Source organism: Pseudogulbenkiania sp. FW507-F1, assembly GCF_058781125.1.
This window is the reverse complement of sequence record NZ_JBYSWM010000003.1, coordinates 173,085-195,962: the sequence shown is the minus strand read 5'-3', so window position 1 is coordinate 195,962 and position 22,878 is coordinate 173,085. Positions and strand designations below refer to the sequence as shown.

Below are 22,878 nucleotides of genomic sequence, written 5' to 3'. Positions count from 1 at the left end.
TCTAAATGGGGCGCTTTCAAGTCTGTAAATCATTATGTTGATGTCACAAAAAATCTATTTGTAGTGCGCAAAAAGGGTATCTATAGATAACTCACTGCCAAATAGTTTCGCGCACGGAAGAGGCAAAATGGCCCCGCTCGAGGTGCCTTATTGCCCTATCCGGATTGGGGGTGGTCGTGGTTGGGCTACGCGTGAGGCGAGCGGCAATGGCATTTTCTCAAGAAGAATCATGACATTGTTCGGCTGCACTTCGCTTTCACGTTAAGGAGTCGCCCCCATGACTGCTCAACTCAGCTACCCCGGCGTTTATCTCGAAGAACTGCCGAGTGGCGTGCGCACCATTACCGGGGTCGCCACGTCAGTGGCCGCCTTTGCCGGTTCCGCCCCGCGCGGTCCCATCAACAAGGCCGTGCACCTGTTCAGCTTTGCCGATTACGAACGACGCTTCGGTGGCCTGGCGCTGGATTCGGAGATGGGCTACGCCGTGCGCCAGTTCTTCCAGAACGGCGGCACCGAGGCGTACGCGGTACGCATCGTCAAGGATGCCACCGCCGCGGAAAAAATCCTGCTCAACGCCAGCGCCGCCAATGTGCTGAAGGCCACCGCGCTCGATGCCGGTTCTTCCGGCAACGGCATCGAGGTGCGGGTCGATTACCTCACCAGCAATCCGGGCAGCACCTTCAACCTCACCTTCACCCGCGCCTCGGACGGCCGTGCCGAACGCTACGAAAACCTCTCGATGAACTCCGCGGATGCCCGCTACGCTCTCGATCAGGTCAATGGCGTCTCGCAACTGGTGAAGCTGACCCGGCTCGTCAACCAGGCGACCCTGGACGGGCTGGCTGCCGGCACCTCGAGCAGCGCCACCCTCACCGACGTGGCGACGCTGCTCGATGCCAATCACAATGAATTCCGCGTCAGCGTCAACGGCCTGCCGCCGGTCAAGGTGGTGATTGCGCTGCCGGCCGACATCGGCGGCGGCACGCCGACCCAGCGGCTCGACGCACTGTGCGCCGCCATCCAGGCCAAGGTCCAGGCCCAGGCCAACAGCCAGCTGGCTTACCAGAGCTTTGCCTGTGCCCGTCCCGCCGGTACCCAGACCATCCAGATGAAGTCCGGTGTCGGCGGCGAATTCTCCAGCGTGCGCGTGCTGCCGGGGCAGAAGAACAATGCCAGTGCGGTGCTCGGCCTGGGCAGCGAGGCGGGGGGGACGGAAATCGATGCGGTGGCGGCCATTCGCCCGGTTCCGGTGCCCGACCCGGCCATGCTGAAGAGCGATACCTTCGGCGCCACGGATCTGGATGCCTTACCGGATGCAACGCATACCAGCTTCCGCCTGAGCCTGGACGGCAACGGCCCGGATGTCGTCAACATCGGCGATACGGCCGCCGCCGGCGCCAACCTGGCGGCCAAACTGGCCGACGTGGCGGCACGCATCCAGTCTGCCGTCCGGGCACTCAAGCCGAGCAACCCGGCGTACAAGTACTTCACCTGCAGCGTGGATGGCGGCACCAAGCTGGTACTGGCCACCGGCACCCAAGGGGCCGGTGCGAGCATTGCCGTGACGGCGGCGCCGCTCAACAGCATTGCCGACCAACTTCACCTGCTGGCCGGTTCGACGACCGTGCAGCCCGTGAACGTCACCCTGCAGGGCGGCAACGAAACGCCCTATGGCGCGGCCGACGTCTACCCGGCCTTCATCGCCGATCGTGCCGCCCGCACGGGAATCTACGCGCTGGAAGAGGTGGACCTGTTCAACATCCTCTGTCTGCCCGGGGTCACCGATACCGGCGTGTTGATGGACGCGGCGGCCTACTGCGAGGAGCGCCGAGCCTTCTTCGTCATCGACGCGCCCCCGTCCGCGGCCTCGCCCGAGGACATGGTGGCGGCCGTGTCCGGAACCGCCTTGCCCAAGTCCGATCACGCCGCGGTCTACTACCCTTGGGTGTACATTGCCGACCCGCTGAAAAACGGCAAGCTGCGGCTGACCCCGCCGTCCGGCACCATCGCCGGACTCTACGCCCGCACCGACGGCGACCGTGGGGTGTGGAAGGCCCCGGCCGGCACCGATGCCACCCTGGTTGGCGTTCAGGCCGTCAACTACCCACTGACCGATCGCGAAAACGGCAGCCTCAACCCGCTCGGCGTGAACTGCCTGCGCACCTTTCCGGTATACGGTGCGGTGTCGTGGGGGGCGCGCACCCTGCGCGGCGCCGATCAGATGACATCGGAGTACAAGTACATACCGGTGCGCCGGCTCGCCTTGTTCCTCGAAGAAAGTCTCTACCGCGGCACGCAGTGGGTGGTGTTCGAACCCAACGACGAGCCCCTGTGGGCGCAGATACGCCTCAACCTCGGCGCCTTCATGAACAGCCTGTTCCGCCAGGGAGCTTTCCAGGGCAAGACCGCCCGCGAGGCCTATCTGGTCAAATGCGACCGCGAGACCACCACCCAGGACGACATCAACCGGGGGGTGGTGAACATCCTGGTGGCTTTCGCTCCGCTCAAGCCGGCGGAATTCGTGGTGATCAAGATCCAGCAGTTGGCTGGCCAGATCCAAGTCTGACCGAGGGGAGTGCGCGCTCACTCCGGGCGCGTGACTCCGTTCCGGTTCATCAGGGAGAACACCCATGGCCCAATTCACCGTCAACGCGCAGCGCTTCGATCCGTACAAAAACTTCAAATTCCGCGTCAAGTGGGATGGACGCTACGTGGCCGGCATCAGCAAGGTCTCCGCGCTCAAGCGCACCACCGAAGTGGTGAAACACCGTGAGGGAGGGGACCCCAGCAGCAGCCGCAAGTCCCCCGGCCGCACCGAGTTCGAGGCCATTACCCTCGAGCGCGGCGTCACCCACGACCCGGAGTTCGAAAAATGGGCCAACAAGGTGTGGAACTTCGGTTCCGGCCTGGGTGCGGAAGTGTCCCTCAAGGATTTTCGCAAGGACCTCATCATCGAGCTGTACAACGAGGCCGGCCAGTTGGCGGTGGCCTACAAGGTGTACCGCTGCTGGGTCAGCGAGTTCCAGTCATTACCTGATCTGGATGCCAACGCCAACGCCGTGGCCATCGCCCGCCTCAAGCTCGAGAACGAGGGCTGGGAGCGTGATTACGAAGTGGCCGAGCCCAGCGAGCCCAGCTTCACCGAACCGAGCTGACAACGACGTACTGACGCGTGGCGCGGGCTGAACGCGGTACCCGCCACGGCTACGGATGGAGGTCAACCTTGCGCGCACTCACTGCCGATGATTGGTTGCGGGCCTGGGAGCACAGCCAGACCCTGCCGCCGCCCCTGCGCCCCTGTGCCCTGCTCGCGCCCCTCATGGAGGACGGCCAGGCGGCCGCTGAACGACTGCCGTTGGGCCGGCGCGACAGTCAGTTGCTGGCACTGCACGGTGCCCTGTTTGGCTCCCGCCTCGACGCCACCACCCATTGCCCATCCTGCGGCGAACGCCTGGAACTGAGCCTGGATTGTCACGCCCTGCGGCTGGACGCCCCGGCGCTGGACGAGTCGACGCTGAGCGTGGAGTGGCAAGGCCGGTCGTTCCGCTACCGCTTGCCGGACAGTCGCGATCTGGCTGCACTGACGCAGGCCGGCGATGTCGAGCAGGCGCGCACCTTGCTGCTGCGCCGCTGTGTCGACGGCGAGATGCCCGAGGCACCGCCGGCGGAGCTGCAGGCCCTGTTGGCTCAGGCCATGGCCGAGGCCGATCCCCAGGCCGCGACCGAGCTGAGCCTCGATTGCCCCGCCTGCGCCCGGCAATGGGACGAACTGTTCGATATCGGTGTCTACCTCGACGAAGCGCTCGGACACTGGGCGGAGCGTCTGCTGGATCAGGTTCATCTGCTGGCGCAGGCCTATGGCTGGAGCGAGGCGCACATCCTCGCCCTGAGCCCGGCCCGGCGTGCCCGCTACCTGGCACGGGTGCTGGCATGAGCGATCACCTGTCCACGCTGGCCCGCCGCGCCTTGCAAGCCCCGCGCATTCACCCCCGTGCACCGTCGCGCTTCGAAGGGGAGTCGGCCGCGGTCACTTTCTCCGAAACGGCGGCCGATGTCCCCAGCGCTCCGGTCGACACCCCGCCCCCTCGTAGCGTGCCGCCTTTACGGCCCGATGCTTCCGTCCCGCTGCGGCCCGAGACGGAACCGGTTCTGGATATGGAAACGCCGCCACCAGGCGAGCCCCGCGAAGGGCGGAACCCTCTGCCTCCTGCGGTGCCACGGTGGCCGATCGAGACAGTCTCTGCGCGAGTCGAGGAGGCACCACCGCTCACGCAGCCAGTAGCTCTCCCATCCGAGCCGGCGCTGCCTGGCGTTGTGGTGGCGCCACGACTGGAACCTCTGGCGAGCGAGCCGGTGGAGCACCGGGTGCATGAGCGACTCGACGTGCACCACGAGAGAATCGAGCACCGGGACACGGTGGAACACACGCTCGAACAGCGGGTGGAGCGCCTGACTCTGGTAGAGCCGCACGGCTACCCTGCGGTGGCGCCACCGGCCGCTCCGCCGCGATCTGAGCATGCTGCCGTGCCCGCGCCGCAGCTGGGGGCGCCTCGAGTGGAAATCAACATCGGCCGTATCGAGGTGCTGCCGGCGGAGCCACCCACTGTACCGCGTCATGACAATGCGCCGCGGCAGCCGGTGGTGCAGTCCCTCGAGGCGTATCTGCAGGAGCGCAACAACGCCGGGCGTGGCCGGGGAGGGCGAGAATGAGCAACGCGCTCGGGGTCGCCGCCACTGCCGCCGTATTGCAGCAGGTGCTGCAGAGCGGTTTCGCTGCGCTCAAGCTGGACGATGTTCTGGGGGCCAATGCCGTCCCCGTCACCTGCATCCCGCCCGAACGCATCGCGTCGGACAGCGGCTCCAGCCAGCTCAACATTTTCTTGTACAACCAGACGCGCAATCCCGGCTGGGCCAACCTCGATCTGCCAAGCCGCGACGGACGCGGCGAACGCATCGCCAACCCGGCCCTGGCGCTCGACCTGCACTTCCTGCTCTCGGCTTACGGAGTGGCCGACTTTCACGCCGAGATCATGCTGGGGGCCGCCATGCAGATCCTGCACGATACCCCCGCCCTGGGCCGCGCGGCGATCCGCGATGCACTGAAGCCGGCGGCCAACAAGCCCAACCTGCCGCAGGAGCTGGAACTGGCCGGGCTGGCCGACCAGCTGGAACAGCTGCGCATCACGCCCCTCAACCACACCACGGATGAGATTTCGCGCATCTGGGCGGCCTTGCAGACGCCGGCACGGCCGAGTGCCGCCTACCTCGTCAGCGTGGTGCTGATGCAGTCGCCGCAGAGCGTGCGTCGCCCGCTGCCGGTTCTGGCCCGCAACCTCTACGTGGTGCCGTTGCGGGCGCCTCGCCTCGATCGGGTCGAATCCAGCGCCGGAGCCTCGGCGCCTATCGTGCCCAGCGGCACGGTGCGGATCGGCGGCGTCAACCTTGCCGCGCCGACGGTCAGCCTGCTGCTCAACGGCCAGGAATTTGCCGGGGGCGTGCAGAGCCTGGGAGCGGATGAACTGGCGTTTGGCTTTCTTTTGCCCGATCCGCCCAACCCTCCCGCCATTCCGGATACGCTGCGCGCCGGGGTCTGCACCGTGCAACTGATTCACCCGCAGTGGATGGGGCAGCCGCCACAGGTGCACGGCGGGCAGGAATCCAATCTGGCCGCCTTCGTCCTCAATCCCGAGGCGAGCTTCACCGTCCAGCCCGGTGCCACCAGCACCGTCGTGGACGGCGTCACCTACCGCAGCGGCACGATCAAGATCGGCTGTGTGCCGCGTATCGGCAGCCGTCAGCGCGTCCGCCTGCTACTCAACGAGAAGAGCCCGCCGCCCAACCGGCCGGCACGCGCCTACAGCTTTGCCGCGCGCGAGGGAAACGGCATCGTTGCGCCCGCCGAGAGCACCGCCGAGGTTACTGTCGATTACCGCAACGTGGCCCAGGGCAGTTACCTTGCCCGGGTCCAGGTGGATGCGGGAACCAGCCCGCTGGTGCTGGGGCCGGACGGGCGCTTCAGCGGGCCGGAGGTGCTGCCATGAGCTCGCGTCGTGATCTGGCCGCTAACCGGCGCCTGCTTGCCTCCGCGCTGGACGCCTTTGCTGACTACCTGGCTCGTTCGCTTTCCGGCCAGCCCACCCCGTACGGCACCTACCTCGAAACGCCACCGGCGCTGGCCAGTTTGTCCCAGCGCCTGGAACTGAACCGTTTCGAGCAGGACGTCCTGCTGCTGGCCGTGGCCACCGAGCTCGATGTGCGCTTTCGCACCCTGCTGGCCCAGGCGCAGGGCGACGAGAACAAACCCTGGCTGAGTTTCGAGCTGGCGCTGGCTCTGCTGCCCAAACCGGATTGGGCAGCCGCCACGCCGGTCGGTCGTCTGCGGCGCTGGCGCCTGCTGGAACTGGCCGGCAGTGGCGGGCCGTTGCAGGCAAGACTGGTGGTGGACGAGTCGATCCTGCATCAGGTGGTGGGACTGAGCTACCCGGACCCACGGCTGGAGCCCTGGTTCCGGCCTGTTGAGGCGGGCGCGGACACCCGCTTCGACCCCGAGATCGCCCGGCTTGCCGAACACTGGCAGGGCGCCCCGAGTCTGGCGACGACTGTGGTCGCCCGTTTCGAAGAGGGTGACGGAGAGACTTTCGCCAAGTCACTGGCGGCGCAACTCAAGCTGCGGCTGTACCGTCTGCAGGCGCGCGAGTTGCCTGCCGCGCAACAGGAGCGCGAGCTGCTGGCGCGCCTCTGGGAGCGCGAAGCCTTGCTGCACAACGCCTTGCTCTGGGTTGAACTGGAGCGGCCCGAGCCTGCTCAGGCGCAGCGGCTGGGGGACTTCATCGAGGGACTGCAGGGGCTGATCCTGGTCAGCGGCGACGGCAACCTGACGTTGCGCCGCCCTCAATGGCGCGTCGACTGGCACGGCGGTGATACGGCCAGCCGCCTCGCGGTCTGGCAGCAGGCGCTGGGGGAGAGAGGCGAGGGGCTGAACGGTCGTCTCGGCCACATCGCCGAGCAGTTCCATCTTTCGGCCAACGTCATCGTGCGTATCGCCTCAAATTGGGATGGCGCAGCCGGGCAGGGGGGCGAGCAACTGTGGGATGCCTGTCGCAGAGAGGCACGCCACGACCTTGAGCAGCTGGCGACACGCGTCGAGTCTCAGGCGGGTTGGGACGATCTGGTGCTGCCGGAAACGGCCATCACCATGTTGCGCACCCTCGCCGCTCAGGTGCGCCAGCGCCGCCGCGTGTACCGCGAATGGGGCTTCGCCGAGCGCAGCACGCGCGGGCTTGGCATCAGCGCATTGTTTGTCGGCGGCAGCGGTACCGGCAAGACCCTGGCCGCCGAAGTGCTCGCCAACGAGTTGCGGCTCGATCTGTTTCGCATCGACCTGGCGGCGCTGGTCAGCAAGTACATCGGCGAGACGGAGAAGAACCTGGCGCGGGTGTTTTCCGTTGCCGAGCGCAGCGGCGCCATCCTGCTCTTCGACGAAGCCGATGCGCTGTTTGGCAAACGCAGCGAAGTCCGCGACAGCCATGACCGCTACGCCAACCTGGAGGTGAGCTACCTGCTGCAACGCATCGAGACCTACCACGGCCTGGCGATTCTCACCAGCAACCTCAAGCAAGCCATCGACACCGCGTTCCAGCGGCGCATGCGGTTCATCGTGCCATTCCCGTTTCCGGACGCCGCTGCCCGCAGCGCCATCTGGGCGCGGGTGTTTCCGTCGAACACGCCGGTGGCCGACCTCGATCTGGGCAAACTGGCACGGCTGTCGCTGTCCGGAGGGCACATCCGCAACCTGGCGTTGAATGCGGCCTTCCTTGCTGCCGACGAGGACACCGCCATCGCCATGCGTCACTTGCGTACCGCTGCCGAAAGCGAATTCGCCAAGCTCGAGAAACCGCTGTCGGCTGCCGAGGTGGGGGATTGGCTATGAAAGGCGCAACGAAGCCAGTCGCGCCGGCGATCAATCTGCACATCGGCAGCCTGGCCTTGCCGGGGTATTCCTTGCGCGATGGCACCCGGCTGGCCGAGGCCCTCAAGCGCGAACTGGGCCGCCTGCTGGCGGCGCAACCGCTGCCGGCGCAGGGGTTCCAGGCCGATCGGCTGCAGATTGCGCGTTTTCGTCGCCAGGCGGGCGAGCGTCCGGAACTCACCGGGCGGCGGCTAGCACGGCTGATAGCCCAACAGTTGGGAGACTGACCGTCATGGCCGAGCACGTACTGACGCCGCAAGCCGAGCGCGAGCCGCCCGCCAGCAAGGCGTCGGCGCGTGGCCTGCTGCAGCGCAAGTGCGCCTGCGGTGCCAACGCCGGCGGCAGTGGCGAATGCGAAACCTGCGCCGCCCAGCATCAGCTGCAGCGCCATGCCAGCCGCCCGGTGACGCCGCAGACGGGGCTGCCGGCTTCGGTCGGGACCACCCTGGAGCGCCCAGGGCGGCCGCTGGATGTCGATACCCGGCACTTCATGGAAGACCGTTTCGGCAGCGACTTTGGCTCTGTGCGTATCCACGACGACGGCGCCGCCGCCGCTTCCGCGCGCGATGTCGACGCCCACGCTTACACCGTGGGGCAAAACATCGTCTTCGCCGATGGGCAGTACCAGCCCCACAGCGACAGCGGCCGCCATCTGCTGGCTCACGAGCTGGCGCACACCGTGCAGCAGCAGGGGCTGCAGCGCGCCGGCATCAGCAACCTGGCCGACCAGGGGCCTGATTACCAACGCCTGGAACGCGAGGCCGACTTTGCGGCCGACCGGGTGATGAGCGGGCAGCCGCTGCCCAATGGCGCACTCAGCCAGGGTGGTCCGCGCCTGTCGCGCAAGCCGGCCACGCCGACTGTCACGCCACCGGCGCCGGCCGCTACGCCGGCAGGAGCCACTCCCGCCGCCGAAGAAAAGGATCCGGCACCGGGCTTCACCGCCGAGTACGAAACCTCCACCTACAACCGCAGCTTCAGCCTCACCAGCAGCGAGGTGCCGGTACAGGTGTCGGGCTCGGTGAGCAAGACCCAGGCCGACTACGAGGTCGAGAAGCTGGTGCTGCCGGCGCAGAAGGGCCCGTACGCGCTGGCCTTATGCAACAAGCCGTACCGGCCGTTGACGGCCGTGTTCGAGTGGGCCGGCGGCGTCCCCAAGCCGTACAAGAACATCCCGCGCGACCCCACGGATACCCTGCAGCGCACCTGGTTGTCGAAGTATGGCTACAAGCTGGGCAAGGAGGCCCACAAGCGCTGGAAGGAAGTCGGGGGCGAGTCGACGTTCCCCAAAATCCCCAATGGCCCGACCTGCGAAATCGACCATGTCCAGGAGCTGCAGGTGGGCGGAGACAACAACGCTGACAACCTGCAGGTGCTGGACAAGGTGGACAACGGCTCCAGCGGCAACCTGATACAACAGCAATTGCGCTATCTCGCCAGCGCCGCTTTCGATGACGCCAAGACCGCACTGGGCAACAAGCGGCCCAAGCGGGTATCGCTGTCCTTCAAGGGCGCGGTGATGCAGGGCAGCCCGAAGTGCTCGCTGTGCTGCCAATTGGGGCAACGCTTCAACGACCCCTCGATCACGGCCGCCAGTGGCGCCGTGGTGGTGGACTACGACCTGATCATCCTGGGCAACCCGGTGAAGCTCAAGTTGCCGGCGGACAAGAGCAAGTCGATCCCGCTGGCGGGCTCGCCCTATGCCGAGAACAAGGCGGCCGCCGGCAGCATCAAGGGTCTGACCCTGGTCAGTTTCGAGCGCGATGGCAAGGGCAAGGGGCGGGACAAGATCCGCGCCAGCATCGACGGCGAAATCATGCATCTCAAGCCCAATACCAAGGGCGGGGATCTGCTGCTCGGCATCGGTCCGGACGGCTCGCTGTTGCTGCCGAAGGGCAAGCCGAGCGCGCCGATCAAGTTCGAATATACCAAGTTGAGCCCCGGCCAGTTCACCAGCCTGACCGTCGATTCCACCGGCATCAGCGCCGAGGGCACCATCAAGCCGAGCATCCCGCTCTTGCCGACGCTCAACGTGGCGATGGACGCCAACAGTTTCCGTGTCACCAAGGGCATCGACAAGGACAAGATCAAGCCGCCGTTCCCCGGCGTGAAGGTCACCGAGGCGAGCATCGCCCTTGAATTGGCGCCAGTGTTCAAGCCGGTGGGCACGCTGGCGTTGGAGTTCGGAGCAGGAAAAAAACTGGCCGATCTCAAGCTCACCGCCTCGGCTGACGACGCCGGCCTGGTGCTCAAGGGCGATTTGCTGGTCTACCTGCCCGGAATCGATCAGGCCAAGGGCGAGGTCAAGTACCAGGGGGGCGAGTGGAGCGGCGGGGCGCACATCGAATCCGGCCAAATGGCCGGCAAGATACCCTACGTGAAGAGCGGCTCGGTCGACGTCTGGTTCAAGGCCGGCAAGATCGACGCCAGCGGCAAGGTCAACCTGGAACTCCCGGGCAACAACGAGGCCACCCTGGAGCTGAACTACACCGCGAGCAAATGGGTGTTCCAGGGGCGGGGCCGGATCAAGGTCAAGAATCCCTACCTGAAACCGATCCAGGCCAGCCTCTGGTACGACGGGGAGCTGTTCATCGCCAAGGGCCAGGCCGGCTTCGCCTTCTCCGGCCTCGACGGTACGGTGGATGCCACCTATGAGAACAAGGGTGGCAAGGAAAAGGTGTACGGCAAGGGCGACATCAAGATCGACAAGGGCAAGGCCAAGGGCAATATCGTCGTCGAGCTGCACCCCAACGAGAAGATCAGCGGCAAGGGCCGGCTCTCCTACGAGATCAAGAAGGATCTGGTGGCGACCGCCGGCATCACCATCGACGAGCACCAGAAGATCACCTTCGATGGTGAACTGAGTTTTCCGGACATCAAGCTCTTCGGACGTTTCCCCGAGAAGCAGGAAGACCACACCATCTTCCAGGCCTCCGGCAGCATCCCCATTCCCGGCGCCTCGATCGGCAACATCGGCCTCAAGGTCAAGCTCTGGGGCAGTCTCGGGTACTACTACTACGTCGGCCCCGGTGTCCTTACCGGGGTCAAGGCAACGGTCAAGTTCAGCCCGTTCGAGGACAACCCCGACTTCAGCTTCACTCTACAGGCCAAGGCCAGCATCCCGGCGGGCGGTGGCATCACCGGCAGGATCGGCGCCGACGTGGTCATCGACGCCTATATCGCGGAAGTCGGCGGCGGCCTCAACGTCTCCGCCAAGGCCGGTCTGGAGGGAAAGGCGGAGCTGTCGAGCGAGATTGCCTACAGCAAGGACAAGTTCAGCGTCGATGCCAGCGCCTATATCGGTGGCAACGTGGTCTTGGCGGCCGCGCTTTGCGCCCGGGTATATGCCGAGGCCGGCGTATGGCGCTTCAAGGTGCGTACCGAAAAGAGCTGGGAGTTGTTGGGCGGCAAGTTTGACACCGGCCTGGGGCTCGGGGTGCGCCTGCCTCTGCATTACGACAGCGTCGAAGGCTTCCGGATGCCGCGCCTCTCCGACATCAAGCCGGAGCCGTCGGAACTGAAGCTTGATCCATCCAGGATGTTGTCCAGCCTGTTTGGCGACGCCAACAAGAGCGACGAGCGCGAGGCCGGTTCGAAAGAAACCGGCTTGTGCTCGGTCAAGGGCGATTAGGCGCGCGATGAGGACCACGCCATGACCGGATTAACGAATTCACCGAAGTTGCTCAAGGGGGGGCTGATCCTGATCGACCCGTCCAGCGGCACGGTGCAGCGGGTGATCGCGCTGCAGTACAACCCCGACCTGCTGACCCGCAGCCTGCAGCCGCAGAGCACGGGCGGCAGCGCGGCACACAGCGAGCCGCTGCGGCTCAAAGGACCGCCGGTGGAAACCATCAAGCTGGACGCCGAGATCGATGCCACCGACCAACTGGAGTTTCCCGACCAGCATCGCACCGTGGTCGAGGTGGGCATCCACCCGCAACTGGCAGCGCTGGAAACCATCGTCTACCCGGAGAGCGGTGCCCTGATCCGCAACAACCAGATGGCCAACGCGGGCACGCTGGAAATCATCCCGGTGCAGGCACCGCTGCCGCTGTTCGTGTGGAGCAAGGAGCGCGTGGTGCCCGTGCGCATCACCGACTTTGCCATCGTCGAAGAGGCGTTCGACACCCAGCTCAATCCGATCCGCGCCCGCATCACGCTCGGCATGCGTGTGCTCAATGTCAACGACCTCGGTTTCGGTGACAAGGGCGGGCACTTGTACATGGTCTACCACCAGAGCCGGGAGCGGCTGGCGGCCAAGGCATCCAGCTCAACGCTGGCGAGCCTGGGCCTGAACAGCCTGTTCTGAGGCGGGCAGGGCATGCAGGTGATCCGGTGATGCAGACAGATTAGAGGCGCGAGCCGCTCCCCACAAGGGGCGGACGGCGCAGCACAGCGTGCAGGACTTGGCATGGAGGTGTTCGCGAATGAGTGACCGGTTCCCACCCAACAGCCGTTATTACGGCTGCGATACCGCCGAACTGTACGACGCCGACGGCCGCAAGCGGGTCTACCTGCGGCGGCGCTTCGTGCCCGATCCGGCGCGCTTTGTGGCGCTGCAGGAGTACCGCGTGGTCGAGGGTGACCGTATCGACCTCATGGCGGCGACCGTGCTCGGCGATTCCGAGCAGTTCTGGCGCCTGCCAGACGCCAACGGCAGCCTGCATCCGCGCGAGCTGGAGGAATTGGGGCGGCGCATACGCCTGACCCTGCCGGAAGGCATGCCGGGGATGAACGATGCTTAAGGGCATCCATCTCTCCCTGCTGGCGGGCCCGGCGGTTCCGCTACCGGTGCCGAAACCGGTGATGGACGCCCTGGCGAGCGTCCAGGTGACGTCGGCGGCCGGCTCGCGCAGCGGTTTCCAGATCAGTTTCGTGCTGGAGAACAACTCGCCGCTGCATACCCTGCTGGTGCTGACCGGGGGCCGGGTGCCCTGGTTGCGGGTCCTCATCGTGGCCACCCTGAACAGCCTGCCGCTGGTGATGATGGACGGGCTGATCACCAAGCAGGAGGTCAGCGGCTCCAACGAGCCGGGGCAGAGCACCCTGACCGTTACCGGGGAGGACCTCTCGGTGGCGATGGATCAGCAGGAGTTCAACGGCATTCCCTACCCGGCCATGCCGGCCGAGGCACGGGTGGCGCTGGTGGTCGCCAAGTATGCGATGTTCGGCATGGTGCCGCTGGTCATCCCGCAGATCTTCAGCGACGTGCCCATCCCTGTGGACAAGATTCCCACCCACGAAGGCACCGACCTGGCCTATGTGCAGAAGCTGGCCAAGGATGCCGGCTACGTGTTCTATGTCGACCCCGGGCCGTTGCCGGGCATGAACACCGCCTACTGGGGACCGGAGATCAAGCTGGGCGTGCCGCAACCGGCGCTCAATCTGGGCATGGACGCCCACAGCAACGTCGAATCGCTGTCCTTCGCCGTGGACAACACCAAGGCCTCGTTGCCGATCGTGTTCATCCAGAACGCCTTGACCAAGTTTCCCATCCCGCTGCCGATTCCCGACATCAGCCTGGCCAACCCGCCGCTGGGGCTGCTGCCGCCGCTGCCGAAGTCGATCAACCTGATGAAGGAAACCGCCAAGCTGTCGCCCATGGCGGCCTTGTCCAAGGGGCTGGCGGCAGCGGCCGGCTCCGCCGACGTGGTCACCGCCACCGGCTCCCTCGACGTCCTGCGCTACGGCAACGTGCTCAAGGCGCGCCAACTCGTCGGGGTACGGGGTGCCGGCCCGGCATTCGACGGTTTGTACTACGTGAAGAACGTCAGCAGCACCTTCAAGGCGGGCGAGTTCAAGCAGAACTTCACGCTGACCCGCAACGGCCTGATTTCCACACTTCCGAGGGTTCCGGTATGAGCGAAGGCAAGTTCTACGGCAAGTATCGCGGCGTGGTGCTGAACAACATCGACCCCATGCAGATGGGCCGCGTCCAGGTGCAGGTGCCCGATGTGCTGGGTGTCGGCCTGTCGAGCTGGGCGATGCCCTGCGTACCCTTTGCCGGCAAGCAAAGCGGGGTGTTCGTGTTGCCGCAGATCGGCGCCGGGGTGTGGGTGGAGTTCGAGCAGGGCGACCAGGACTACCCGATCTGGGTGGGCGGCTTCTGGGGCAGTGCGGCCGAGGTGCCGGCACTGGCGCTGGCGGGCCTGCCGGTGTCGCCGAGCCTCGTCTTGCAAAGCGGCAACCAGAACACGCTGATGCTGTCCGATCTGCCCGGCCCGACGGGCGGCATCCTGCTGAAGAGCACCACGGGGGCACTGATTTCCATCAACGAGGTTGGCATCACCATCAGCAACGGCCAGGGGGCGACCATCATGCTCAATGGCCCGACGGTGAACATCAACCAGGGTGCCTTGACGGTGATCTGAAATGCGCCACGTGAGCACGCGTCAGCGTCCTGGCCTGAGCCCTCCGAGGACGGCACCGGCGGACCCGCGCCGCATCGCGCCGGGCGAGGGCTGGCCGGCCCGTGCCGATCGACCGGTTTTGCCACGTCAGGGGAGGAGACAGTGATGCCTGGTTTTCTCTTGCACCTTGGCGCCACGGTGATGTGCGCCCACGGCGGGCAGGCGACGCCGACCGCGCCGTTTCCGCGCGTGCTGGTGTCCGGTCAGCCGGTCACCACGCTCACCGCGCCCTACGTCGTCGCCGGCTGCAGCATGCCGCCGCCCAGCGCCGGCAATGGCCCCTGCGTTACCGGGCAATGGCTGGTGGGGGCGACCCGGGTGTTTGCCGGTGGGCAGCCGGTGTTGCTGCAGTCGAGCACCTCGGTCTGCACGCCGACCGGCACGCCGATGATGGTCACGGTGACGCAGCTAAGGGTTTCGGGGGTGTGACATGGCACTGGCTTTCCCATTCGGCATCGATTCTCGCGGGCGCAGCCGCGAGGTGTATGACGATGCCCATATCCGCGACATGATCGAACAGGTGCTGTTCACGGTGCCGGGCGAGCGGGTCAACCGCCCGGACTTCGGCTGCGGCCTGCTGCAGCTCGCCTTCGCCCCCAACAACGACGCGCTGGCCGCCGCCGTGCAGATGACGGTGCAGGGTTCGCTGCAGCAATGGCTGGGCGAGCTGATCGAAGTGGAGGCGGTGCAGGTCGAGAGCCTGGACGCGCGTCTGAGCGTGACGGTGCAGTACATCGTGCGCCGTGATCGCGAGCGGCAGCTGGCCCGGTTCAGCAGGGGGCTGGCATGAAACGGCAATTCCGCACCGACAACCCGCGCCGCCTGCAGTTGCTGCGCGACCTCGATCCGCCGACCCTGAACGGCATCGACTACCTGGAAATCGCCAGCAAGAATCAGCTGACGCTGAAGGTGGTGTTTGTGCACCCGCTGGCGGGCCTGACCCTGGCCAACTGCCGGATCGAAGGCGGGGTGAGGGTACGCGACGTGCGCATCGTCGGGCTGAATGTGAATGGCAACGTGCTCGAGCTGAAGGTCGACCAGCCGGGAGATTTCTCCTGGTACCTGTTCAGCCTGGTGAATCCGGCCTCGCCGGACGACGTGCCGTCCGGGTTCGACCCGGTGCTGTCGAGCATCCGCTTCACTTTCAAGGCGCAATGCCCCTCGGAATTCGATTGTGCCGACGGGCATGTCTGTTCTCCACTGCTGCCGCCGGAACCGCTGCTGGACTATCTGGCCAAGGACTACGCCAGCTTCCGCAGGCTGATGCTCGACCGCATGGGACAACTGATTCCCGGTTTCCATGAGCGCAACCCGGCCGATTTTTCGGTGGCGCTGGTGGAAATGCTCGCCCATGTCGGCGACCAGCTCAGCTACTACCAGGATGCGGTGGCGACCGAAGCCTATTTGGGAACCGCGCGTCGGCGCGTGTCGCTGCGCCGCCATGCCCGCCTGCTGGATTACCCCATCCATGACGGTTGCAACAGCCGTGTCTACCTGGCCCTGAGCGTCAAGGCCGGGGCCGATGGCCAGGAGCTGCCGGCGCGCAGCCCCATGCTCACCCGTGGCCAAGACCCCGCGTCGGTGGTGCCGTCGTCGATTCTCGACACCCTGCCTGACGGCGACACCCAGGTGTTCGAAACCCTGCATGCGCTGCGGCTGCAAGCCGCGCACAGCGAGATGGCCATCCACAACTGGGGTGACCCGAATTTCTGTCTCGCCAAAGGGAGTACCGAGGCGGCGCTGGTCGACCAGCCCAAGCTGGCGTTGCAAAAGGGGATGGTGCTGATTCTGGAAGAGGTGCTGAGCCCCACCACCGGACGGACTGCCGATGCCGATACCAGCCATCGTCATGCCGTACGCCTGGTGGCCGTGGAGCCCGGGCAAGATCCGCTGACCAACACCGCGCTGCAACTGGTGCGCTGGCACGAGGAGGACGCCTTGCCATTTGCGCTGTGCGTCAGCGCCGAGATCATCCAGGGTGGGGGCAGCGAGGTGCATCCGGTTGCCGTGGCGCGTGGCAACGTGGTGTTGGCCGACCATGGCCTGACGCGAGGCTGGGAGCCCTTGCTGCCGGAGCGGGTGCCGGGGCAGGGGCGCTACCGGCCGCGTCTGCGCGAACCCGGCCTGGCGTATGCCGAACCGTATGCCCACGACGAGGTACTCAAGGCCGGCTGGTCCGCGCAGCGCGCACTGCGTCAGGAGCCGCGCCAGGCCCTGCCTGCCGACATGGAACTGCGTGCCGGCGATAACGCCCTGTATGGCACCCAGCCGCTGCCCGACGCCACCCCGTGGCGACCGCAGCGCGACCTGCTGGGCAGCGACCGCTTTGCCCAGGAGTTCGTGGTGGAGAACGAGGCAGACGGCACCGCCAGCCTGCGCTTCGGCGACGGCCGCTACGGCCAGCGCCCGGAAGCCGGCATGCGTCTGCTGGCCCGCTATCGTCAGGGCGGCGGGGTTTACGGCAATGTCGGGGCGGAAAGCGTCACCCGCCTGGTGTGCGACGACGTCGCCATCGCGCCGTTCGTCGAGCGCGTGCGCAACCCATTGCCGGCCGAGGGCGGGGCCGAGCCGGAAAGCGGCGATGCGATCAAGCTGTACGCCCCCGAGGCGTTCCGCACCCAGGAACGCGCGGTCACCGAGAGCGACTATGCCCGCGCCGCCGAACGCCATCCCCAGGTCCAGCGCGCCGCCGCTCGCCTGCGTTGGACCGGCAGCTGGTACACCATGTTCGTCAGTGTCGACCGCAAGGACGGGCTGCCGCTGGACGAGGCGTTCCGGAACGACATGTTGCAGCACCTGGATCGCTTCCGTCTGGCTGGTTATGACCTCGACCTCAGCGAGCCGGTGTACGTGCCGCTCGATATCGAGCTGACGGTCTGCGTGCTGCCCGGCTACTTCGCTGCGGCGGTCAAGCTGGCGCTGCTCAAGCGCCTTGGCCGCGGCCAGGACGAGCAGGGCCGGCAAGGTTTCTTCCATCCCGATTTCTTCAGCTTCGGCGAGGGGCTGGCGCTGTCCCGGCTGATCGAAGCGGTGCAGGGGGTGGCCGGCGTGGCGTCGGTCGACGTGCCGCGCTTCCAGCGTTGGGGCAAGGCCGCCGGCAATGAGCGCGAGGAGGGCCTGATCGCGCTTGCACCGTTGGAGGTGCTGCGACTCGACAACGACCCCAACTTCCCCGAAAACGGGCGGCTGCGCTTGAACATGCGAGGTGGGCTATGAGCGACGGCGAACGGTGTGGCTGCTGCAGCGGGCTTGAAGCGCAGACCCCGGTGGACGAACTCAATCCCCCCGGGCAGCCGGAATTGCGCTATCGGGTCGGTACCCACGGCCGATTTCGTGCCAGCCAATTGACCCGGCTGAGCGCCCATCCCGTGCTGCAGGAACTGGGCACGCGTGCGGCCGATGATCCTGCCCTGGCGTTGCTGGACGCCTGGTCCGCGGTGCTGGACGTGCTCAGCTTCTATCAGGAGCGCATCGTCAACGAGGGCTTCCTGCGCACCGCCACCGAACGGCGCTCGGTGCTGGAGCTGGGGCGGGCCATCGGCTACGAGTTGCGGCCAGGCGTCGCCGCCTCCACCTTCCTCGCCTTTACCCTGGAAACCGCGCCCGGCGCCCCGGCCGAAGCGCGCATCGATGCCGGCTGCAAGACGCAGAGCGTGCCCGAGCAGGATCAGCAGGCGCAGGTGTTCGAAACGCTCGAGCCGCTGCAGGCGCGGGCGGCGTGGAATGCGCTGGAGGTGCTGAACCAAGAGGCAGTGCTGCCGTACTGGGGCGGACGGACGCTCTATCTGAAAGGGCAGAATACCGGCCTGCAGCCGGGCGACGCCGTGCTGGTGGTGGGGGACGAGCGGCAGAACGATCCCGGTAACGAGAACTGGGATTTCCGCCATGTTGCGCGCCTGCAGGTGGTGCCGCCCAGTGAGCCCAGCGCCGACGCCCTGGCGGGCTATACCGTGGTCACCCTCGACAAGCCGTTCGGCTCGGTCGTTCCGCATGTGGAGCCGGCCAAGACGAATCCGCGCTGCTACGCGCTGCGCACCAAGGCCGCGTTGTTCGGCCAGGCGGCCCCGGACTGGAAGGCCATGCCGCGCAGTCTGCGGGCCAGTTACCGGGGGTCGGATTCGCCGGAGTCGACCTCGATCGACCAGCATCCGCAATGGCCGGGGTTCACCCTGGCGGACATCTCCGACCCGCCCGACGGTCTCGCCAGCGGCACTGGCCTGTACGGCGAGTATTTCGAGGGCAAGGGGTTTGCCAGCCGCAAGCTGAGCCGTACCGATGCCTCCATCGATTTCAACTGGGGAACGGGCAGTCCCGACCCGGCCATCACCAGCGATACCTTTTCGGCGCGCTGGACCGGCTGGCTGCAGATTCCCGCCAGCGGCAGCTACACCTTTTACGTCACCGCCGATGACGGCGTCAGGCTCTGGGTGGATGGCCACCTGCTGGTGGACCAGTGGACCGACCACGCTGCCACCGAGTACAGCGCCACGCTCGGCGACCTTGAGGGCGGGCGCAAGGTCGACATCCGACTGGAATTTTACGAGAACACCGGCGCGGCCGTGGTCGCCCTGCGCTGGTCCGGCCCTGGCATTGCCAAGCAGATCGTTCCGCAGACCAGCCTCTATCCGCGCGACGTGCATACGGTGCATCTGGACGCCAGCTACCCCAAGCTGGTGAGCGGCAGCTGGCTGGTGCTGGCGATTCCCGAGTACCAGGAGCTCTATCAGGTGCTGGACAACCGCGAGGATGCCCGTAGCGCCTTCACCCTGAGCGGCAAGAGCACTCGTCTGAGCCTGCGCGGCGAACGCCTGCGCGAGCTGTTCAACGAACGCCTGCGCGATACCAGCGTGTTCGGCGAAGCGGTGGCGTTGCCCTGGGCGACGCGGCCCATCTCCGGCTTCATCGAGGGCCATCTGGTGACCCTGGCCACGCTGCAGCCCGAACTCGAAGCCGGGCGCTGGCTGGCCTTTGCCGGCCACACTCTGAGCGACTGGAACGGCAATGCCCGTGCGCGCCAGCGCCTGCTGGACGGTGCCGCGTTGGCGGCGCTGGAACTGGCGCAGGATGGGGTCAGCGCCACGCTCAGCTTTGCCGACGGAGAACGCTGTGCCGTGCGCCTGGTCGCGGTGTCGGAAGTGCGGTGCCTGCGCCGCAATGACACGATCGCCGGCCGCTCGCGGCTTGAGCTGGAGGCCGACCTGCAGTATGGCTATCTACCGCTGACCCTGCGCATCAATGCCAATGTCGTTCCGGCCAGCCATGGCGATAGCAAGCAGATGGCGATCCAGCCCGAGATCCTCGGCAGCGGCGACGGCAGCAGCGCCTTCCAGCGCTTCACCTTGCGCCAGAAGCCGCTGACCTACATCAGCGCGCCGACCCCGAGCGGTATCGCCAGCAGCCTGGAGGTGCGGGTGGACGGCGTGCGCTGGCGCGAGGCGCCGCGCATCGGTGAGCTGCTGCGCGACGATCGCGCCTATCTGGTGCGGCACGGCGACGACGGCAGCGTGACCCTGCAGTTTGGCGATGGCGCTCACGGCAGCCGTCTGCCCAGCGGCCAGATGAACGTGGCGGCGCGTTACCGTGTCGGCATCGGCGTCGCCGGCAATCTCAAGGCAGGGCAGATCAGCCTGCTGCTCAACCGTCCGCCGGGCGTCAAGGCCGTGATCAACCCGGCGCCCGCCAGCGGCGGCACCGATCCGGAGAGCGGCGAGCGCGCCCGGCGCAACGCGCCGCTGACGGTGCTGACGCTCGAGCGCATCGTGTCGCTGCGCGACTTCGAGGACTTTGCCGCCGCCTTCGCCGGCATCGGCAAGGCCCAGGCCGTCTGGCTCTGGAATGGCGAGCAGCGGCTGGTGCATCTGACGGTGATCGGCAGCGACGGCGCGGACATCGCTCCGGATTCGGCACTGTATCGCCATCTGGCCGATGCGATTGACGCCGTGCGCCCGGCCTACCAGCCGCTGCGTCTGGAGCCGGGGGTGATGCTGAGCTTCGGCCTCAGTGCCAAGCTGCGCCTCGCTGCGGACCAGGACAGCGCGCGCGTGCTGGCCGCGGTGCGGGCGGCGCTGGGCGATGCCTTCGGTTTCGCCGCCCGCGGTTACGGCCAGTCGCTCAGCGGCAGCGAAGTCATCGCGACGATGCAGCGGGTGACAGGGGTGGAGCGGGTCGATCTGGACAGCCTGCGGCGGCACGACGGCAGCGGCAGCCTGAGCGTGGCCGGCCCGGACGGCCGCCTGGAGGCGCGTGGCGCACGCTGGCAGGACGGGCAGATACGGCCGGCGCAACTGCTGTTGGTCGATCTGGACGACGTCATTCTCACGGAGCTGAGCGCATGAGCATCGATGCCGAATTTCTCCTGTCGCGCCTGCCGGCCTTTTATCGCGAGCGTGACGCCGAGCAGGGCGGACCGTTGCGCGCCTTGCTGGATATCATCGCGGAGCAGGGCAACCTGCTCGAACAGGACATCGCGACCCTGTACGACAACTGGTTCATCGAGACCTGCGACGACTGGCTGATCCCCTACATCGGCGACCTGCTCGGCGTGCGGGGGCTGTACGCGGTGGGGGGGACCCAGTCCTTCGGCCAACGTGGCTTGGTGGCCAACACCCTGCGCCTGCGCCGGAGCAAGGGAACCGTGCCGGTGCTGGAGCAACTGGCCTTTGACTGCACCGGCTGGCGCGCGCGCGCGGTGGAGTTCTTCGAGCTGCTGGGCACGACCCAGTATCTCAACCATCGCCGCCTGCACAATCAGCGCACACCGGACATCCGCGATGCCATCGCCATGGAGCGGGTGGACGGGCCGTTCGACCGCAGTGCCCACAGCGCCGAGGTCAGGCCGCTATCGGCCGGCCGCTACAACATTCCCAACGTCGGCCTTTACCTCTGGCGCTTGCAGGCCTACGCCTTGCAGCGGTCCACCGCGCGCGCGGCCGGCGGCGAGGCCGGGCGTTACTACTTCGATGCCCTGGGGCGCAGCGTAGCGGACGATGCCGGCACCGCCGAAGGCGTGCTCTACAACCGGCCCCGCACCGAAAGCGAGATCACCCAGCTGGCGCAGCCGATCCACGTGCCGGAGCCGCTGTCCCGCCGCGTGCTGCACGCCGAGCTGACCGCACTGCGCCAGGCCATCGCCGACGGTGAAACGCCGTCGCCTCGCTACTTTGCCGAGGACGAGGGTGGCCCGGTCCTGCGGATCTGGCTGGACGGCAGCGAAGTGCCGCCCGAGCATCTGGTGGTGTGCAACCTGGCCTTGCTGGCCAAGGCCAATCCTGGCGACCCGGACGACTGGCGCCGCCCGCCTGCGCAACTGGCAGTGCTGCCCCGTGGCGGCGGTCCCGCGCGCGCGTTCCCCGATGCGCCGGGGCGCTACCTGGTCGGTTTCGACCCGGTGCTCGGGCGCATCGCGCTGCCCGCCGGCAAGACCGTCGGCACGGTCGAGGTGGCCTACGCCTACGGTTTTCCGGGAGATGTCGGCGGCGGCCCCTACGACCGGCGGCCGCTGCGCCGCGAGGACGATGAAAGCGAGGGCCTGCTGGACCCGGCCGAATTCGAGGTGGTCTGGCGCGTGCCGGGCGATCATCCCAGCCTGGCGGCGGCGCTCGCCGCGCTCGCGCCCGGCAGCCGCACGCTGATCCGCCTGCTGGGGGACGCCAGTGAAAGCCTGACGCCGGGGCTGAACCTGCCGGATACTCACCTCGCCATCGAGGCCGAGAACCGGCATCGCCCGGTGCTGTTGGGCGACTGGAGCCTGCAAGGCAACGCCAGCACCCGCCTGACCTTGTCAGGCCTGTTACTCGACGGTGCCTTGACGCTGTCCGGTCCGCTCGCCGTCGTGGAGTTGGGTCATTGCAGCCTGAGTCCCGACAAAGGGGGCATGCGTCATGCCGGTAGTGGCAGTGGCCTGCTCATCCGGCTGAGCCATTGCCTGTGCGGCGCGCTGCAGGTCAGCCAGGCCATTGCCGGCGTCAGCGCGCGTTATAGCGTGTTCGACAACGGCGACGCGCTGGTTTTCGACCTCCCCGATACCCCGCTCGAGCTGGAACGGTGCACCGTGCTGGGCAGCACCAAGGCGGGGGGGCTGACCGCAAGCAACAGCCTGTTCAGCCAACCTCTGGCCATCGTACGCAAGCAACAAGGCTGCGTGCGCTTCTGCTACGTCCCCCCGGGGTCGCAGACGCCGCGGCGCTACCGCTGCCAGCCGGACCTGGTGATCCAGGGTCTGACCCCGGCGCTGGCGCAGCAGGAAAGCGTGCGCGTCACGCCGGCCTTCACCTCGACCCGCTTCGGCCACCCGGCCTACGTCCAGCTGCGCCTGAGCACCGCCCCGGAAATCCGCAAGGGCGCGGAAGACGGCGCCGAGATGGGCGTGTGGAACCTGCTCCAGCAGCCGCAGCGCGAGGCCAATCTGCACCAGGCGCTGGACGAGTACCTGCGCTTTGGCCTGGAGGCCGGGATTATTTATGTCAATTGAGTCGCACCCTCTAACCAACCAGGACGACG

The 22,878-nt window shown here is 66.9% G+C and carries 17 protein-coding genes; all 17 read left to right on the top strand.

The window, feature by feature from the left end; translation table 11 throughout:
* The first annotated feature begins 277 nt into the window (after positions 1-277).
* The 17 genes from AC3WG5_RS03480 (at position 278) to AC3WG5_RS03400 (ending at position 22,849) form a co-directional block, all read left to right on the top strand.
* Positions 278-2,566, top strand: a complete 2,289-nt coding sequence (locus AC3WG5_RS03480) for a phage tail sheath family protein (RefSeq protein WP_492567798.1) — start codon at positions 278-280, stop codon at positions 2,564-2,566.
* A gap of 64 nt (positions 2,567-2,630) precedes the next feature.
* Positions 2,631-3,155, top strand: coding sequence for a phage tail protein (locus tag AC3WG5_RS03475; protein WP_008953973.1), 525 nt, complete (start codon positions 2,631-2,633; stop codon positions 3,153-3,155).
* 68 nt (positions 3,156-3,223) lie between these two features.
* Positions 3,224-3,934 carry a hypothetical protein gene (locus AC3WG5_RS03470; protein WP_492567797.1) on the top strand — a complete coding sequence of 237 codons (711 nt, stop codon included), beginning with the start codon at positions 3,224-3,226 and terminating at the stop codon, positions 3,932-3,934.
* Between the two features lie 449 nt (positions 3,935-4,383).
* Positions 4,384-4,710: a hypothetical protein gene (locus tag AC3WG5_RS03465; RefSeq protein WP_492567796.1), complete on the top strand. Its 327-nt coding sequence runs from the start codon at positions 4,384-4,386 to the stop codon at positions 4,708-4,710.
* Positions 4,707-6,041 (top strand): Pvc16 family protein, encoded by a 1,335-nt coding sequence (locus tag AC3WG5_RS03460; protein WP_492567795.1) that lies wholly within the window; start codon positions 4,707-4,709, stop codon positions 6,039-6,041. Before AC3WG5_RS03465 ends, AC3WG5_RS03460 begins: the two co-directional genes overlap by 4 nt.
* A complete protein-coding gene (locus AC3WG5_RS03455) occupies positions 6,038-7,930 on the top strand; it encodes an ATP-binding protein (RefSeq protein WP_492567794.1) in 1,893 nt (630 codons plus the stop codon). Before AC3WG5_RS03460 ends, AC3WG5_RS03455 begins: the two co-directional genes overlap by 4 nt.
* A complete protein-coding gene (locus tag AC3WG5_RS03450) occupies positions 7,927-8,196 on the top strand; it encodes a hypothetical protein (RefSeq protein WP_492567793.1) in 270 nt (89 codons plus the stop codon). The genes AC3WG5_RS03455 and AC3WG5_RS03450 overlap by 4 nt, the downstream gene beginning before the upstream one ends.
* A gap of 5 nt (positions 8,197-8,201) precedes the next feature.
* Positions 8,202-11,600 carry an eCIS core domain-containing protein gene (locus tag AC3WG5_RS03445; protein ID WP_492567792.1) on the top strand — a complete coding sequence of 1,133 codons (3,399 nt, stop codon included), beginning with the start codon at positions 8,202-8,204 and terminating at the stop codon, positions 11,598-11,600.
* Between the two features lie 21 nt (positions 11,601-11,621).
* A complete protein-coding gene (locus AC3WG5_RS03440; protein WP_492567791.1) occupies positions 11,622-12,278 on the top strand; it encodes a hypothetical protein in 657 nt (218 codons plus the stop codon).
* A gap of 118 nt (positions 12,279-12,396) precedes the next feature.
* Entirely contained in the window at positions 12,397-12,714 is a 318-nt protein-coding gene (locus AC3WG5_RS03435; RefSeq protein WP_492567790.1) for a LysM domain-containing protein, read from the top strand.
* Positions 12,707-13,831, top strand: coding sequence for a hypothetical protein (locus tag AC3WG5_RS03430; RefSeq protein ID WP_492567789.1), 1,125 nt, complete (start codon positions 12,707-12,709; stop codon positions 13,829-13,831). The genes AC3WG5_RS03435 and AC3WG5_RS03430 overlap by 8 nt, the downstream gene beginning before the upstream one ends.
* Entirely contained in the window at positions 13,828-14,340 is a 513-nt protein-coding gene (locus tag AC3WG5_RS03425) for a phage baseplate assembly protein V (RefSeq protein ID WP_008953983.1), read from the top strand. The genes AC3WG5_RS03430 and AC3WG5_RS03425 overlap by 4 nt, the downstream gene beginning before the upstream one ends.
* Positions 14,341-14,484: 144 nt before the next feature.
* Positions 14,485-14,808 carry a hypothetical protein gene (locus AC3WG5_RS03420; protein WP_492567788.1) on the top strand — a complete coding sequence of 108 codons (324 nt, stop codon included), beginning with the start codon at positions 14,485-14,487 and terminating at the stop codon, positions 14,806-14,808.
* 1 nt (position 14,809) lies between these two features.
* Positions 14,810-15,169, top strand: a complete 360-nt coding sequence (locus AC3WG5_RS03415; RefSeq protein WP_014086944.1) for a GPW/gp25 family protein — start codon at positions 14,810-14,812, stop codon at positions 15,167-15,169.
* Positions 15,166-17,595, top strand: a complete 2,430-nt coding sequence (locus tag AC3WG5_RS03410) for a putative baseplate assembly protein (protein WP_492567787.1) — start codon at positions 15,166-15,168, stop codon at positions 17,593-17,595. Before AC3WG5_RS03415 ends, AC3WG5_RS03410 begins: the two co-directional genes overlap by 4 nt.
* Positions 17,592-20,714, top strand: coding sequence for a putative baseplate assembly protein (locus AC3WG5_RS03405; protein WP_492567786.1), 3,123 nt, complete (start codon positions 17,592-17,594; stop codon positions 20,712-20,714). Before AC3WG5_RS03410 ends, AC3WG5_RS03405 begins: the two co-directional genes overlap by 4 nt.
* Positions 20,711-22,849: a hypothetical protein gene (locus AC3WG5_RS03400; protein WP_492567785.1), complete on the top strand. Its 2,139-nt coding sequence runs from the start codon at positions 20,711-20,713 to the stop codon at positions 22,847-22,849. The genes AC3WG5_RS03405 and AC3WG5_RS03400 overlap by 4 nt, the downstream gene beginning before the upstream one ends.
* The last annotated feature ends 29 nt before the right edge of the window (positions 22,850-22,878 follow it).

Excerpts from the sequence above, each read along its gene's own strand:
- AC3WG5_RS03480 (WP_492567798.1), top strand. The coding sequence starts at position 278 with ATGACTGCTCAACTCAGCTACCCCGGCGTTTATCTCGAAGAACTGCCG.
- AC3WG5_RS03475 (WP_008953973.1), top strand. The coding sequence starts at position 2,631 with ATGGCCCAATTCACCGTCAACGCGCAGCGCTTCGATCCGTACAAAAAC.
- AC3WG5_RS03460 (WP_492567795.1), top strand. The coding sequence starts at position 4,707 with ATGAGCAACGCGCTCGGGGTCGCCGCCACTGCCGCCGTATTGCAGCAG.
- AC3WG5_RS03455 (WP_492567794.1), top strand. The coding sequence starts at position 6,038 with ATGAGCTCGCGTCGTGATCTGGCCGCTAACCGGCGCCTGCTTGCCTCC.
- AC3WG5_RS03450 (WP_492567793.1), top strand. The coding sequence starts at position 7,927 with ATGAAAGGCGCAACGAAGCCAGTCGCGCCGGCGATCAATCTGCACATC.
- AC3WG5_RS03445 (WP_492567792.1), top strand. The coding sequence starts at position 8,202 with ATGGCCGAGCACGTACTGACGCCGCAAGCCGAGCGCGAGCCGCCCGCC.
- AC3WG5_RS03440 (WP_492567791.1), top strand. The coding sequence starts at position 11,622 with ATGACCGGATTAACGAATTCACCGAAGTTGCTCAAGGGGGGGCTGATC.
- AC3WG5_RS03435 (WP_492567790.1), top strand. The coding sequence starts at position 12,397 with ATGAGTGACCGGTTCCCACCCAACAGCCGTTATTACGGCTGCGATACC.
- AC3WG5_RS03430 (WP_492567789.1), top strand. The coding sequence starts at position 12,707 with ATGCTTAAGGGCATCCATCTCTCCCTGCTGGCGGGCCCGGCGGTTCCG.
- AC3WG5_RS03425 (WP_008953983.1), top strand. The coding sequence starts at position 13,828 with ATGAGCGAAGGCAAGTTCTACGGCAAGTATCGCGGCGTGGTGCTGAAC.
- AC3WG5_RS03420 (WP_492567788.1), top strand. The coding sequence starts at position 14,485 with ATGCCTGGTTTTCTCTTGCACCTTGGCGCCACGGTGATGTGCGCCCAC.
- AC3WG5_RS03415 (WP_014086944.1), top strand. The coding sequence starts at position 14,810 with ATGGCACTGGCTTTCCCATTCGGCATCGATTCTCGCGGGCGCAGCCGC.
- AC3WG5_RS03410 (WP_492567787.1), top strand. The coding sequence starts at position 15,166 with ATGAAACGGCAATTCCGCACCGACAACCCGCGCCGCCTGCAGTTGCTG.
- AC3WG5_RS03405 (WP_492567786.1), top strand. The coding sequence starts at position 17,592 with ATGAGCGACGGCGAACGGTGTGGCTGCTGCAGCGGGCTTGAAGCGCAG.
- AC3WG5_RS03400 (WP_492567785.1), top strand. The coding sequence starts at position 20,711 with ATGAGCATCGATGCCGAATTTCTCCTGTCGCGCCTGCCGGCCTTTTAT.